This window comes from Pseudomonas sp. SGAir0191, assembly GCF_002812565.2.
Taxonomy (GTDB): Bacteria; Pseudomonadota; Gammaproteobacteria; order Pseudomonadales; family Pseudomonadaceae; genus Aquipseudomonas; species Aquipseudomonas parafulva_B.
Genome location: NZ_CP025035.2, coordinates 783,916 through 798,577, shown reverse-complemented (window position 1 = coordinate 798,577; position 14,662 = coordinate 783,916). Strand labels below are relative to the sequence as shown.

At 65.2% G+C, this 14,662-nt stretch carries 13 protein-coding genes and 1 other RNA gene; 8 read left to right on the top strand and 6 right to left on the bottom strand.

Translation table 11 applies throughout. From position 1 onward, the window contains the following. Nucleotides 1-35 precede the first annotated feature (35 nt). The 5 genes from glyA to serC form a co-directional block, all read right to left on the bottom strand. On the bottom strand, nt 36-1,301 hold the full coding sequence (gene glyA / locus CWR53_RS03590) for a serine hydroxymethyltransferase (RefSeq protein ID WP_058604773.1): 1,266 nt from the start codon (nt 1,299-1,301) through the stop codon (nt 36-38). A 23-nt stretch (nt 1,302-1,324) separates the two neighbouring features. Then, the gene (locus CWR53_RS03585) at nt 1,325-2,506 is read right to left on the bottom strand and encodes an aspartate aminotransferase family protein (RefSeq protein WP_058604774.1); all 1,182 of its coding nucleotides are present in this window, start codon (nt 2,504-2,506) and stop codon (nt 1,325-1,327) included. Between the two features lie 24 nt (nt 2,507-2,530). After that, nucleotides 2,531-3,373, bottom strand: coding sequence for a YggS family pyridoxal phosphate-dependent enzyme (locus CWR53_RS03580; RefSeq protein ID WP_058604775.1), 843 nt, complete (start codon nt 3,371-3,373; stop codon nt 2,531-2,533). Then, the gene (locus CWR53_RS03575; RefSeq protein WP_058604776.1) at nt 3,373-4,620 is read right to left on the bottom strand and encodes a benzoate/H(+) symporter BenE family transporter; all 1,248 of its coding nucleotides are present in this window, start codon (nt 4,618-4,620) and stop codon (nt 3,373-3,375) included. Before CWR53_RS03575 ends, CWR53_RS03580 begins: the two co-directional genes overlap by 1 nt. 119 nt (nt 4,621-4,739) lie before the next feature. Then, a complete protein-coding gene (gene serC / locus CWR53_RS03570; RefSeq protein WP_058604777.1) occupies nt 4,740-5,822 on the bottom strand; it encodes a 3-phosphoserine/phosphohydroxythreonine transaminase in 1,083 nt (360 codons plus the stop codon). 131 nt (nt 5,823-5,953) lie between these two features. Here serC and CWR53_RS03565 point away from each other — a divergent pair, with 131 nt between their 5' ends. Beyond that, nucleotides 5,954-7,450 carry a PLP-dependent aminotransferase family protein gene (locus tag CWR53_RS03565; RefSeq protein WP_058604778.1) on the top strand — a complete coding sequence of 499 codons (1,497 nt, stop codon included), beginning with the start codon at nt 5,954-5,956 and terminating at the stop codon, nt 7,448-7,450. 9 nt (nt 7,451-7,459) lie between these two features. On the opposite strand, the gene CWR53_RS03560 is transcribed toward CWR53_RS03565, so the two are convergent. Then, nucleotides 7,460-8,758 (bottom strand): serine hydroxymethyltransferase, encoded by a 1,299-nt coding sequence (locus CWR53_RS03560; RefSeq protein WP_058604779.1) that lies wholly within the window; start codon nt 8,756-8,758, stop codon nt 7,460-7,462. A gap of 256 nt (nt 8,759-9,014) precedes the next feature. On the opposite strand from CWR53_RS03560, the gene CWR53_RS03555 reads away from it, so the two are divergent. From CWR53_RS03555 to ssrA, 7 genes are all read left to right on the top strand, one after another. Next, a complete protein-coding gene (locus CWR53_RS03555) occupies nt 9,015-10,229 on the top strand; it encodes an MFS transporter (RefSeq protein ID WP_100850850.1) in 1,215 nt (404 codons plus the stop codon). A gap of 123 nt (nt 10,230-10,352) precedes the next feature. Further along, nucleotides 10,353-11,315: a diiron oxygenase gene (locus tag CWR53_RS03550; protein ID WP_100850849.1), complete on the top strand. Its 963-nt coding sequence runs from the start codon at nt 10,353-10,355 to the stop codon at nt 11,313-11,315. Further along, entirely contained in the window at nt 11,312-12,373 is a 1,062-nt protein-coding gene (locus CWR53_RS03545) for an iron-sulfur cluster-binding domain-containing protein (protein WP_100850848.1), read from the top strand. The genes CWR53_RS03550 and CWR53_RS03545 overlap by 4 nt, the downstream gene beginning before the upstream one ends. Nucleotides 12,374-12,409: 36 nt before the next feature. Next, on the top strand, nt 12,410-13,105 hold the full coding sequence (locus CWR53_RS03540; protein ID WP_100850847.1) for a glutamine amidotransferase: 696 nt from the start codon (nt 12,410-12,412) through the stop codon (nt 13,103-13,105). Nucleotides 13,106-13,162: 57 nt separating this feature from the next. Next, the gene (locus tag CWR53_RS03535) at nt 13,163-13,531 is read left to right on the top strand and encodes an antibiotic biosynthesis monooxygenase (protein ID WP_027915438.1); all 369 of its coding nucleotides are present in this window, start codon (nt 13,163-13,165) and stop codon (nt 13,529-13,531) included. A gap of 234 nt (nt 13,532-13,765) precedes the next feature. Further along, nucleotides 13,766-14,056, top strand: coding sequence for a hypothetical protein (locus tag CWR53_RS03530; protein ID WP_058605955.1), 291 nt, complete (start codon nt 13,766-13,768; stop codon nt 14,054-14,056). 98 nt (nt 14,057-14,154) lie between these two features. Further along, nucleotides 14,155-14,546, top strand: a transfer-messenger RNA (tmRNA) gene (ssrA, locus tag CWR53_RS03525). Nucleotides 14,547-14,662 lie beyond the last annotated feature (116 nt).

The window sequence follows — 14,662 nt, the reverse complement described above, 5'->3', positions numbered from 1 at the left end:
AACCCCGACACCTCCGGTGCCAGGTCCCGACCCTCTCAGCCATAAACCGGATAACGACGGCACAGCGCAACCACCTGCTCACGCACATGGTGCCCCACCTCGTCACTGCGCCCGGTTTCCAGGGCATCGAGCACATCGCACAACCAGCCCGCCACCTGCTCGCACGCCTCGACATCGAACCCGCGGGTGGTCACTGCCGGCGTACCGATGCGCAGCCCCGAGGTCACGAACGGCGAACGCGGATCGTTAGGCACCGAGTTCTTGTTGGCCGTGATATAGGCGCTGCTCAAGGCCGCATCGGCTTCCTTGCCGGTGTAGGGCTTGGCCGACAGGTCGATCAGCATCATGTGGTTGTCGGTCCCGTCCGACACGATCTTGTACCCGCGCGCCTGCAACACCTTGGCCATGGCCCGGGCATTGGTCACCACCTGGGTCTGGTAGCTGCGAAATGCCGGCGACAGCGCTTCCTTGAAGGCCACGGCCTTGGCCGCGATCTGGTGCATCAGTGGGCCGCCCTGGACACCCGGGAACACCGCCGAATCGAGCTTCTTGTAGAAACTCTCGTCCTGCCCCTTGGACAGAATCAGGCCGCCGCGCGGGCCGCGCAGGGTCTTGTGGGTGGTGCTGGTGACCACATGGGCGTGGGGCAGCGGGTCCGGGTATTCGCCAGCGGCAACCAGCCCGGCCACGTGGGCCATGTCCACCCAGAAGATGGCCCCGACCTTGTCGGCGATGCTGCGCATGCGTGCCCAGTCCTTGTAGCGCGAGTAGGCCGAGAAACCACCGATGAGCATCTTCGGGCGGGTTTCCAGCGCGATGCGCTCCATCTCGTCATAGTCCAGAAAGCCCGTTGCAGGGTCCAGGCCGTAGGGCACGATCTTGTAGTGGCGGCCCGAGAAGTTGGCCGGGTTGCCGTGGGTCAGGTGACCGCCCTGGGCCAGGTTCATGCCCATCACGGTATCGCCTGGCTGGATCAGCGCCAAGAACACCGCCGCGTTGGCCTGGGCGCCGGCGTGGGGCTGCACGTTGGCGTAGTCGCAGTTGAACAGGGCCTTGACCCGCTCGATGGCCAGGCTTTCGGCCACGTCCACGTATTCGCAGCCACTGTAGTAGCGCTTGCCGGGATAGCCTTCGGCGTACTTGTTGGTGAGCACCGTGCTCTGGATCTGCATCACCAACGGGCTGGCATAGTTCTCCGAGGCGATCAGCTCGATGTGGTCTTCCTGGCGATTCACTTCGTTGCGAATCGAGGCGTGCAGCTCTGGATCGAAGGCGTTGAGGGTGAGCGTCGAGTCGTACATGTATTAAGCGTCCTTGTTCTGAGTCAGGCTTGGGATGACAGCAAGCGGGTCACGCGTGAAGCGATGTCGTCGATCTGCGCCTCGGAGCAGATCAGTGGCGGCAGCAGGCGCACGGTGGTACCTCGGGTGACGGTGATCAGCAGGTGTTGCTCGTCCCGGGCCCGGTCCACCAGTTCGGCGCAGGGGCGGTTGAGCTCGATGCCGACCATCAGGCCCAGGCCGCGCACCGACACCACCTCAGGGTGCCCGGCCAGCGCCAGTTGCAGGGCCGCCAGCAAACGCTGGCCCAGCACCGCAGCCCGCTGCGGCAGGTGATCGCGCTGCATGATGTCCACCACCGTGCAGCCCACGCGGCATGCCAGCGGGTTGCCGCCGAAGGTGGAGGCATGGTGGCCAGGGGAGAACAGCTCGGCGGCCTTGCCACGGGCCAGGCACGCGCCGATGGGGAAGCCATTGCCCAAGGCCTTGGCCAGGGTGATGACGTCGGGCTCGATGCCGGCGTGCTGGAAGCCGAACCAGGTGCCGGTACGGCCCATGCCGGTCTGCACCTCGTCGATCATCATCAGCCACTGGTGCGCGTCGCACAGCTGGCGCAGCGCTTGCAGATAGCCCGCCGACGCCGGGTGCACACCGCCCTCGCCCTGCACGGGCTCGACCAGCACGGCCACCACGTTGGGCGAGTTGGCCGCGACCTGGCGCACGGCCTCGATGTCATCGTAGGGCACGCGGATGAAGCCTGGCATCAGTGGCTCGAAGCCGCGGTGAACGGCCGGGTTGCCGGTGGCGGCCAGGGTTGCCAAGGTGCGCCCATGGAAACTGTTTTCCATCACCAGCACCTGGGGTTGGGCGACGTTCCGGGCCGTGGCGTGCAAGCGCGCCAGCTTTAGCGCGGCCTCGTTGGCCTCGGCGCCGGAGTTGCAGAAGAACGCCCGCTCCATGCCCGAGAGCCGGCACAGGCGCTCGCCAAGCTGTTCCTGCCACGGGATACGAAACATGTTGGTGGTGTGCAGCAGCACGTCGGCCTGTTCGGCCAGGGCCGAGGCGATCTCGGGGTTGGCGTGCCCCAGGCTGGTCACGGCCACCCCGGCGATGGCGTCGAGGTACTCGACCCCGTGCGAATCCCACAACAGGGCGCCCTGGCCCCGGCTGAACGCAACCGGTTGGCGGGCTGAAGTGTGCATGAGGTAAGTGGGAGCAGCAGACATTGCAGGTTTCCTGTACAGAGGGGGTCAGTGGCTGGTAGCCAGCGACGGGGTGGCGTCCTGGTGCGGCGCGGCATCGGCCGTGGGCCAGTAGTAGGCATCGGGCATGGCGCGGGCGCCGAAGATCGCCTGGCCGACGCGCACCACCGTGGCGCCCTCCTCGATGGCCACTTCGAAATCACCCGACATGCCCATCGACAGCTCCTGCAACGACACCCCCTCAGGCACACTGGCGCGCAGCCGGTCGCGCAACTCGCGCAGCAACACGAAGCACGGGCGTACCCGCGCGGCGTCGGCCGAAAACAGCGCCAGGGTCATCAGGCCGCGCACACGCAGCGCCGGGAACGCTGGCAGCGCTTGCACAAATGCCGCCACGTCATCAGGCACCAGCCCGTACTTGCTGGCCTCACCCGAGGTGTTGACCTGGACGAACACATCCATCTGCCGCCCCTCAATGCGCAGGCGGCGGTCCAGCACCTCGGCGACCCGCAGGCTGTCCAGCGCCTGGAACTCACTGGCAAAGCGTGCCACCTGCTTGGCCTTGTTGGTCTGCAGGTGGCCGATCACCGACCACTGCAAGTCGTGCAGGTCGGCCATGGCTTCCCACTTGCGCTGGGCCTCCTGCACTTTGTTCTCGCCCAGCAGGCGGCAACCGGCGGCATAGGCAAGGCGCAGGTGCGCTTCGTCGAAGGTCTTGCTGACCGGCAGCAGGCGCACTTCGGCCGGGTCTCGCCCGACCCGCTCGCATGCCCGGGCGATGCGCTCATGCACGGCGGCCAGGTTGCGGCGAAAATCCTCGACGGTGTTGGCCTGCGGGTAGCGGCCGTGGCGCGCATGCAGGGTGGTGAGGTCTTCGGCGTACTCGCTCATCAATTCGTCGCTCCTTTGGTGGGCACTGCTGCCGGTTCTGCCTGAACGGCCTTGGCCCGGCGAGGCAGGCGACCGTTGAGCACGGCGTAGGCCACAAGGCCGATCACCAGCCCCCAGAACGCACCGCCGATACCCAGCAGGGTGATATTGGCCGCACAGGCCAGGAAGGTGATCAACGACGCCTCGCGCGCTTTTGCATCGAGCATGGCATTGGCCAGGCTGCCGCCGATGGTGCCCAGCAGGGCCAGCCCCGCCAGGGTGGTGATGAAGGTGGCCGGGAAGGCCATGAACACCGCCGCCAGGGTCACCCCGAAGATGCCCACCAGGATGTAGAAGATGCCGGCGGCCACACCCGCCACCCAGCGCTTGGATGGGTCTTCGGACGCTTCCTTGCCGGTGCAGATGGCGGCAGTGATGGCGGCGATGTTGAAGGCGTGGGAGCCGAACGGCGCCATCAGCAGCGAGCCCAGCCCGGTGATGCCGAGGATCGGGTTGGCACTGGTGCGGAACCCGTCGTTGCGCAACACCAGCATGCCGGGCATGTACTGGCCGGTCAGGGTGATCAGGAACAGCGGCAGCGCCACGCTCAGCAGTGCGTTGAGCGAGAACTCGGGGCGGGTGAACACTGGCGTGGCGAATTCCAGGGACAGCCCAGCGAAATCGACCCGCCCCTGCATCACCAGGTAGACCAGCCCCAGTACCAGGATGCCGACCACCGCATAGCGGGCGCTCAGGCGCTTGAACACGATGTACGCCCCGATCAGCAGCCCGACCAGCAGCGGGTCGACGCTCATGCTGGCGAAGGCGCCGATACCGAACTGCAACAGGATGCCGCCCAGCAGGCCTGCGGCCACCCCGGGCGGAATCAGGCGCACGGCTTTTTCGAAGTAGCCCGACACGCCCAGCAGCACGAAGGCCACCGCTGACACCATGTACGCCCCCACCGCCTCGGCGTAGGGCGTGGTGGCCAGGGCCACGATCAGGAACGCCGCCGCCGGCGTGGACCAGGCGGTGATGATCGGCTCGCGGCTGACCCAGCTGAGCAGCAGCCCGGTCACGCCCACGCCGATGGACACCGACCACACCCAGGAGGCGGTCAGCTCGGGGCTGAGCCCTGCGACCTTGGCAGCCTGGAACACCAGGATGAAGGTGCCGCCATAGTTGACGATCACCGAAATGAGCCCGGCCACCACCGGGTGCAGCAGGTCCTGCAAGCGCAGGGGCGAGGGGGTACGAGTAGATGACATAGGTCTTGGCTCCTTGCTAGACGCTGTATCCGGCTGCGGTAGGCAGTCATTTATAGCCGCAGATTGGCTGGTTTTACCCCGACGCTTCGCCTAGGCAGACCAGACCACTTTCAGTGCACTCAACCGTACCTGCGGGCGAACGCCCCCATGAATTCGCAAAGGGCGGCCACCGCTTCGACGGAGATGGCGTTGTACAGGCTGGCGCGGATACCGCCGACGCTGGCGTGGCCCTTCAGGCCATGCAGCCCGGCCGCCTCGGCCTCGCGCAGGAAAGCCGCTTCAAGGGCTTGATCGGCCAGTCGGAACGGCACGTTGTTGATCGAGCGGTAGGCCGGCTGCACCGGGTTGCGGTAGAAGCCGTCGCTGCCGTCGAGGGTTTCGTACAACAGGCTGGCCTTGGTCTGGTTGCGCTGGTGCAGCACCTGCAAGCCCCCACTGCGCTTGATCCATTGCAACGTCAGGCCGGTCAGGTACCAGGGGAAGGTGGCGGGCGTGTTGAGCATCGACTGGGCATCGCTGATACACGCGTAGTTGAGGATGTCCGGGGTGAACCCGTGGCAGCGGTCCAGCAGCGCCGGGTCCATGATGACCACCGTCAGCCCGGCCACGCCCATGTTCTTCTGGGCGGCGGCATACACCAGGCCATGGCGGGCGATGTCGATGGGCTTGGACAGCAGACTCGAACAGGCATCGCACACCAGCGGCGCCTCGCTGGCGGGCGGTTCGGCGAACTGCACGCCGTGCACGGTCTCGTTCTCGGTGTAGTGCAGATAGGCAGCCGTCGGGTTCAGTTGCCAGCCCTCGACCGCCGGCACCCGGTCAAAACCGGTGCCCTGGGCACTGGCGACCACACGTACCTCGCAATACTGGCGCGCCGCCTCGATCGCCTTGCCCGACCACAACCCGGTGTGCAGGTAGTCCACGCTGCCGTTGTCACCGGCCAGGTTCATGGGCACCTGGGCGAACTGCAACGAAGCGCCGCCCTGCACGAACAGCACCCGGTAGTGCGCCGGCACCTCCAGCAGCTCGCGCAGGTCGGCCTCGGTCTGCTCGGCAATGGCGCGGAAGATGGGCGAGCGGTGGCTCATCTCCATGATGGACATACCCGTGCCGGCAAAATCGTGGAACTCGTCGTACGCCTGGTTGAGCACTTCCAGGGGGACTGCGGTGGGGCCTGCGCTGAAATTGTGTGACCGTGCCATGGGGGGTGGGCTCCTGTGCGTGAACGCGCCGACGCGGTGAATACCAGGCCTGGCCTGGCTGGCGAAGGCCGGAGTCTACGGATAAACTGGCCTGCCCTTACCAGCCAGTTCATGGATGGAGAGCAGACCACATGGCGAAGACCTTCGCGCTGGACACCCTGAAGATTCGGCTCAACGACGCCGAATTTCAGCTGCTGGACCTGCACCAGCGCATTCAGCGCGCCTTGCGTGCGTTGATCCTGGATGGCGCCTTGGGCCCGAGCCTGAAACTGCCCTCCACCCGTGTGCTGTCCAAGTCCCTGGGTTGTGCCCGCGATACCGTCGAAAACGCCTACGTGCAGCTGCACCGGGACGGTTTCATCGTGCGCCGCGGCGGCGCGGGCAGCTACGTGTGCGACACGGTGGGCGCCGAATTGCGCGGGGCCGGGCCACGCCGACAACGCACGCAAGAGGTGCGGCGCAGCGTGGTCGCCCCCGGCGCCGAGCTCAGCCAACGCGGGCGCATGATCTTCGAGACCGGTGGCGTGCGTGACCAGCAAGTGATCAAGGCCTTCGCCACCGGCCTGCCGGAAACCCGTAGCTTCCCCACCGACGTCTGGGAGCGGCTGCAACGCCAGGTGGTCAAGGACTACCGCGCCAGCGTCCTGCTGCACGGTGACCCACAAGGCGCCGAACCCCTGCGCAAGGCCATCGCCACCTACCTGAACCTCGAACGCGGGGCCACGTGCACACCCGACCAGGTGCTGGTGCTCAGCAGTACGCGCCAGGCGTTGTACCTGTGCGCGCAATTGCTGGTAGATGCCGGCAAACCCATCCTGCTGGAAAACCCCGGCTACTACGGCGCCCGCAAGGCGTTCGCCATCGCCGAAACCAAGGTGTTGCCCATCGACGTGGACGAACGGGGCATCCGCACCGACCTGCTGTTCGCCGACCGCAGCGGCGCCAACTGCGTGTACGTCACCCCCTCGCACCAGTACCCCACGGGCGCGACCCTGCCCCTGGAGCGCCGGCTGGAGCTGATCAACTGGGCCGCACAAAAAGCCAAGTGGATCATCGAGGACGACTACGACAGCGAGTTTCACTACGACGGCCAGCCCACCGCCTGCGTGCAGGGCCTGGACCGGTACCAGCGCACCCTGTACATCGGCACATTCAGCAAGACCCTCTACCCTGGCCTGCGCATGGGCTACATCGTGCTGCCGCCCGAACTGGTCAAGCCCTTCGCCTATGCCCGCAGCATGATGGATGGCCACACCCCGCAGGTCTTGCAGTTGACCCTGGCGCGCTTCATGGAGGACGGACACTACAACGCCCACGTGCGCGCCATGCGCAAGTTGTACGCCGGGCGCCGGGCGGTGATGCACGATGCCATCGCCAAGTACCTGAGCTCAGTGGTCACCGCCCATCTGCCGCCAGGTGGCTTGCAGATCCCCTGCCTGCTCAAGCCAGGCTGGTCCGAAGAAAAGACCATCCGCCAGGCGGCCACAGCCGGCGTGCAGCTGTCGGGCCTGAGCAGCCTGTACCTGGGCGAGCCACAGAGCCATGGCTGGCTGCTGGGGTATTCCTCGCTCACGGCCTACGAGATCGAAGCGGCCATGCTGCGCCTGGCCAACGCCCTCAAGCTTTGAGCGCCGGGTTCAGTAAGGCAGCTTGAAACGCCGGGTCAGGTCGAAGATGCCCTCGCGGATCGAGCGCTCGGTGCGGCTGTCCATGGCACCGCTGCGCACACCCCCGAGCATGGCCAGGATCATGTCCCCTATCTCGCGGAACTCATCCTCGCCCATGCCCCGGGAGGTGCAGGCCGCGCTGCCCAGGCGAATGCCCGAGGTGACGCTGGACTTGACCTCGTCACCGGGCACGACGTTACGGTTTACGGTGATGCCGACCGCCTCCAGCGCGCCCTCGGCAGCGTTACCGGCCAGGCCCCAGGGCCGCAGGTCGATCACCCCCAGGTGGCAGTCCGTGCCGCCCGAGACCACCAGCAAGCCGCCTTCGGCCAACCGCCCGCACAAGGCTCGGGCATTGGCCACTACCGCATGGGCGTAGGGGCCAAAGCCCGGTTGCAGCGCCTCGCCCAGGGCCACGGCCTTGGCCGCGACGGTGTGCATCAGCGCAGCGCCTTGCAGGCCGGGGAACACCGCCGCGTTGATCCTGCGCGCCAGGGTCTGGTCGTTGCACAGGATCATCCCTCCGCGCGGGCCGCGCAGGGTCGCGTGGGTGCTCAGCGTGGTGACGTGGGCATGGGGCACTGGCGAGGGATAGGCGCCGCCTGCAACCAGCCCGGCGACGTGGGCGATGTCGGCCATCAGGTACGCCCCCACCTCGTCGGCAATGGCGCGGAAGCGGGCGAAATCCAGCGCGCGTGAGTACGCCGACGCCCCAGCGATGATCAGCCGTGGCCGCTCACGGCGGGCGATGTGCGCCACCTGGTCCATGTCGACCAGGTGCGTCAGCGGGTGCACACCGTAGCTGACCGCCTGGAACCAGCGCCCGGACACGTTGAACGCCGCGCCGTGGGACAGGTGCCCGCCCGACTTCAGGTCCAGGCCGAGAATCTTGTCCTCCGGCTCCAGCAGCGCCAGGAACACCGCCTGGTTGGCCTGGTTGCCAGAGTGGGGTTGCACGTTGGCGTAGCTGCAGTCGAACAGCAGCCGGGCCCGCTCGGTGGCCAAGTCCTCGACCACATCCACATTGGCGCAGCTGGCGTAATAGCGCCGTCCCGGATACCCCTCGGCATACTTGTTGGTCAGCACCGACCCTTGCGCTTCGAGCACGGCGCGGCTGACCACGTTCTCGGCGGCGATCAGCTCGATGGACTGCACCTGTCGCAGCCGCTCGGCATCGATGGCGGTCCACACCTCGCTGTCCACCTGCGGCAGCGCAGCGGCACTGATGCCCGGCAGCGCGTGGCCCTCTTTATAAGCGAAATGCGGCATGTGTACTCCTTGTCTGAACGCCGGCAATAACCGCACTACCCTAGCGGCCTGCGGCGCCTGCGACCGTACCGGTTGACCGCGCTGTTGCAGACCACCTGTCCTGGCCCGGCAAGCAGGCGTCTGCCCTGGGCATGCCAGAACGCGCGAAAGCTGGGTCAAAGTGGTCTGGCCTAATGCCATTAACTGGACTACCCGACAAGACCATAGCCTCATTAAGCTCTGCGCCGACTCAGCTCATGCCCCTACAGGTTTCACCATGACGATACGTATCGGCCTGTTGCCGCAAGTCGCCGCAGCACATTTTGTCAGCCACCTGCACATCATGGTGCTGGCGGCGCTCTTTCCGCTGCTGCCTGCTTTTTTGAACGTGGATTATGTAGCGCTGGGCCTGGCCCTCAGCGTGTTCAACATCGTCACCGCGCTGGTGCAGGCCCCCATGGGGTTTGCCGTCGATCGCCATGGCGCCAGGCGCCTGCTGCTGATGGCCCTGGCCTTGGGCAGTTGCAGTTTCCTGTTGATTGCCCTGCTGCCCGGCTACACCTGCCTGCTGGTGGGCATGGCACTGGCGGGGGTGGCCAATGCCGTCTACCACCCTGCCGACTACGCCCTGCTGTCGCGGCACATCAACCCTGCGCACATCGGCAAGGCGTTTTCGGTGCACACCTTTGCAGGTTTTCTGGGCGCAGCGGTGGCCCCAGTGTTGCTGCTGGGGGTAGCGGTGGCCAGCGGCCCGGCCATGGCCTTTGCGACCGCAGCGCTGGTGGGCTTTGCAGCACTGGCCCTGCTCCTGATACCCGGCTCGGCACTGGCCCAGGTCAGTGACACGCCGCCCGCCCCGGCACCCAAGCCCGTGCAGGCACAACGCGTGGCGCTGCTCTCGCCCATGATCATCAGCCTGACCCTGCTGTTCGTGCTGCTGAACCTGAGCACCGGGGCCATCGAAAAGTTTTCTGTCGCGGCCCTGATGCAAGGCCAGGGCGTGGCGCTGTACTGGGCCAACTCGGCGTTGACTGCCTTCCTGTTCGCCAGCGCATTCGGTGTGCTGGCAGGCGGTGCACTGGCCGACCGCACCCAGCGTCACGGAGTGGTGGCGGCCAGTGCTTTTGCGGTGGCGTGCGTGCTGATGCTGCTGGTGGCCACGGCAGGCCTGAGCGAGCCGCTCTTGCTCGCCGTGCTGGGCGTGGCAGGCTTTTTGACCGGCGTGATCGCCCCGTCACGGGACATGCTGGTACGGGCCGCCGCTACCAAAGGGGCCGAAGGCAAGACCTTCGGCATCGTGTCCACGGGGTTCAACATCGGCGGTGCCATCGGGCCGGTCGGGTTCGGCTGGTTGCTGGACCAGGGCCACCCCAACGCGATTTTCTGGGCCAGCGCCGCTTTCATGGGCCTGACCGTGGCCCTGACACTGTTGCAGGAATGGGTAATGGCGCGGCAGCGCAAAGTCACTTCCCTGCAACTTTCATTTAAATGACCTGAAGCAATAATAACGAAACATTTGTACCGCAAACTTGAAGGGCGCCGCCCGCACCTGTGCGTGCAACCAAGCCGGCGTAATCAAACTAAACAACTACAACCGATAGCCTGGAGTTTTAACATGGATGTTAACCATAGCGGTACCGATGATGCAGTTAAAGGCATGCTGGCCAAACTTTCAACCCTGTGGAAAACCCGCGCTGCTGTAAACCAGCCACAGCCCGATTACTGGGGCCTGGCGTTCGATGCCAACAAGAACGACTTCAGCCATTCGCTGCTGCCGTTTCGCAACCACCAGGCCTGGCTTGAAGCCCCCAAGGACGTGCAGTCCAAGTGCATGTCCTACGCCTGGGGCATCTATAACCTCAAGACCATTTATATTGAATGCAATGTGGTAGTGCCGGCGTGTGAAGACATTATCAAGACTCCGCCGCAAAGCCATAACCGCGCACTGCTGCAAGATGTGATGTCACAAGCCCTGCTTGATGAAGCCCTGCATACCCGTATGTCGATCATGGCCTGCAATTACATCTATGACATGCGCCAACTTACCCCCCTGGACTTCAGCGCCTTCAACCTGGTGACCTGGCGCGAAGCGCTGCTGGCCAACTGCACCGCCGAATGGGAACGCCGCCTGACCCGCTTCGGCATCGCCTGCGCCAGCGAAACACTGATCACCGACTATCTCAAGACCATGGCCGAAGACAGCACCATCCAGTCGGTCTGCCACGAAGTCACCCGCACCCACGCCATGGACGAGTGGAGCCACTCCAGCGTGTTCAGCTTCGTCGCCACCGACATCGTCAACGGCCTGACCCGCAAGGAACGCCTGTACCTGCGCTCGATCATCCTGCGCACCGTGCAGATGTTCGCCAACAACGAAATGGGCGCCTGGGCGCGGGTGTTCGACATGCTGGGCTTGCCCAACGGCAACGAGATCCTGCACGACGTGGGCGACAACAACGAGATCAGCGTCTACACCGACTCCCTCGAAGCCCTGGTCAACCGCATCGGCCTGGCCGGCAATGGCCTGGAGAGCGCCGAACAGGCCGTCGAACAACTGCACGAGAGGGCTAGCGCATGAGTACCCCGACAAGCTTCGAAGCCGTGTGCGAGCACGTCAGCAGCGAGACCGCGCAGATCAAGGTATTGGGCCTGCGCATGCTCAACGCCTCCAGCGCCTTTCTGGCAGACCTGGTGCCCGGCCGGCACGTGGCGTTGCAGGCAACGGACCTGTCCGGCGCCCGCCAGCAGCGGCTGTACTCCATCACCCGCAGGCTCGGCAACGACCAGTTCGAGCTGGCGATCAAGCGCGAAGGCCGCGGCGGGGTCTCGGACCAGCTGCACGCCACCTGCCAACCCGGCTCGCGTTTCGACGTGCAGTTCGCCGCAGGTGACATCACCCTGGCCTCGGTCCAGGCCTGCCGCCACGTCGGCCTGCTGGCCGGCGGCATCGGCATCACCCTGCCCATCGCCCTGCTGCGCGGGCTGCACGAGCGCGCCCAGCGCGGCCTGAGCGTGCCGCAGGTCAGCCTGCTGCTGTGCGTGCCGTCCATTGCCGACATCCCGTTCCTGCACGAACTGCTGCAACTGGAACTGAGCTGCCCCTGGTTCGACCTGCAGGTGTTCGTCACCCGCGAAACGGTGCACGGCAAAGGCCACTTCAAGGCCGGCCGCCCGCAAGCCCAGGACCTGCAAGCGCTGGGCAACCCGGACAGCGTGGTGATTTGTGGCAGCCACGGCTTCGCCCAAGGCATGCGCGAGCACCTGCTGGCGCTGTTCCCCGCCTGCCCCCTGCTGATCGAATCCTTCACCCCGCCAGCCGCCTCTGCCCCGGTCACGCCAGACGATGCCCAGGCCGAAAGCCCCCTGCGCCTGCACCTTCAGCACAACGATCAGGTGCTGGAGCCCGCCGCGGGCAAGAGCCTGCTGGAGATGCTGGAAACCAGCGGCATCGAAGTGCGCAGCCTGTGCCGCGCCGGCATCTGCGGCCACTGCCGACTGAAAGTGTCGGAAGGCGAGTACAGCGTCGAACCCGACTTCTGCCTGACCGACCAGGACAAGCGCGACGGCCACGCCCTGGCCTGCTGCACCTTCCCCAAGGCCGGTACGATCAAGGTCGACCTCAACCCCACGGCGTAAACCGCGCCCTTACTTCTTTCATCATCGGGTTTGCACATGAAGACAGCCATCGCACTGCGCCATATCCACTTCGAAGACGTCGGCACCCTGGCCCCCGTCCTGAACGAAGCCGGCTATACCCTGACCTACATCGACCCCACCGTCGAAACCCTTCACCCCGAACAGGTGATGCAGGCCGACCTGCTGATCGTGCTGGGCGGCCCCATCGGCGCCTACGACGAAAAGCCCTACCCCTTCCTCAAGGCCGAACTTGAGCTGGTGCGCCAACGCGTCGAGTCGGGCAAGCCCATGCTGGGCATCTGCCTGGGCGCACAACTGATCGCCCGCGCCATGAACGCCAAGGTCTACCCCATGGGCGTCAAGGAAATCGGCTTCTCGCCCCTTACCCTCACCGCCGAAGGCCAGCAATCGCCGCTCGCCGAACTGGGCGACGTGCCCGTGCTGCACTGGCACGGCGACCAGTTCGACATCCCAGAGGGCGCTGTGCTGCTGGCCAAGACCGACATCTGCGCGCACCAGGCGTTTGCCGTGGACAACCGCATCCTGGGCCTGCAATGCCACCTGGAAGCCGACCCCGCCCGCATCGAGCAGTGGCTGGTAGGCCACGCCAACGAAGTCGGCCAGACCGGCCTGGACCCCATCGCCCTGCGCTCGGCCGCCGCCGAACTCGGCCAGCGCCTGACCCAGGCCGCCGCCCGCGTGATGCGCGCCTGGCTTGCCAACCTGAAGTAACCCGCTGCACCAGCACCGCATGAAAACAACAAAGTCATCAAGGATGAGGCACTACCCATGATCGTCGTATTGTTCGAGTTGCAAGCACTGCCCGGCCAGGGCGAGACCTACGTAGACCTAGTCAACAAGCTCACCCCCCTGCTCAAGCCCATGGAAGGGTTCATCTCGGTGGAATGCTTCCAGAGCACCCTCAACCCCAAGAAAGTGATGTCGGTGACCACCTGGCGCGACGAAGAAGCCGTGGTGCAGTGGCGCAACGTCACCGCCCACCTCTCCGCCCAACGCGCCGGCCGCGACAAAATCTTCGACGACTACCGCGTGCGCGTCACCTCGGTGATCCGCGACTACGGCCTGCGCGACCGCGACCAAGCCCCCTACAACGAAGTCGTAGACGGCACCCGCCCAACCGCCTGCCCAGTAGCCTAACCCCCGACGAGGCCCCTCTCCCTGTGGGAGCGGCCTCGCGCCGCGATGGGCCGCAAAGCGGCCCCCTTCTCCCGCCAATAAGTCATACCCCTCCCCACGCCCCCTCCCCACACCCCAGCAACATCCCGCCACAAACCCTCATGCCATCCCGCCACCATCACAACGGAACTGTCGGCCAAACGGCACAGTCCACCTTTACAGGCCCACCTACCAGAGGCCACAGAGGAGACTCCCATGAAAGGTACCGCGCTTTCGGCCCTGTTCGCGGCCGCTACCCTGCTCGCTTCGCCGGCCTTCGCTGCCGACGACCTGTGCGCCCTGAACCTTCAGAAAATCAACGACAGCATGGCCACCGCCGGTGCCACCTCCGAAGGCCTGGACACCGCCGTCCAGAACAAAGTGGACGAAGCCAAGCAAGCCCAGGCTTCCGGCGATACCAAGAAATGCATCGAAATCACCAGCAAAGTCGTTGAACGTTTGGACAAAACCAACAAAGGCAGCGGCTCGAGCAGCGGCGGCGCCTGATGCATCGCGCGGGTGAGCGCTCAGCTGTCGACGCCGCCCGCGCAATGCCGTATACTCCGGTTCACGTGCCGTAAGGTGCGTTAGCTTAGAGCTAGTGTGGGGCCGATTAGGATTCGACGCCGGTAGCGAAACTCTAGGTGCATGCCGAGTTGGTAACAGAACTCGTAAATCCACTGTTGCAACTTTCTATAGTTGCCAATGACGAAACCTACGAGGGCTACGCTCTCGCTGCGTAAGCAGCTGAGCCCGCTCTCCTGGTAGCTTCGGCTCCAGCAATCACCAGGGGATGCCTGTAAACCCGAAGTGATTGTCATACAGAACAGGATCGTCGTGTAGCACGTTGGGGGCAAAGCGACTAAAACTTACCCAACTCGTCCAAAGCACCCTGCCCGTCGGGCGGCTGCGGATTAACTCAGTAGACACGGCTAAGCATGTAGTACCGACAGCGGAGTACTGGCGGACGGGGGTTCAAATCCCCCCGGCTCCACCAAATAATCCTTACAAATCAGGCACTTAACGCATCGCGTTGGTGCCTTTTTTGTGCCTGAAAGGGCTGTTTTGGCTGGGATATGCCAGCTTAATGACAGCCTTGAGCCCTTAGAGGGG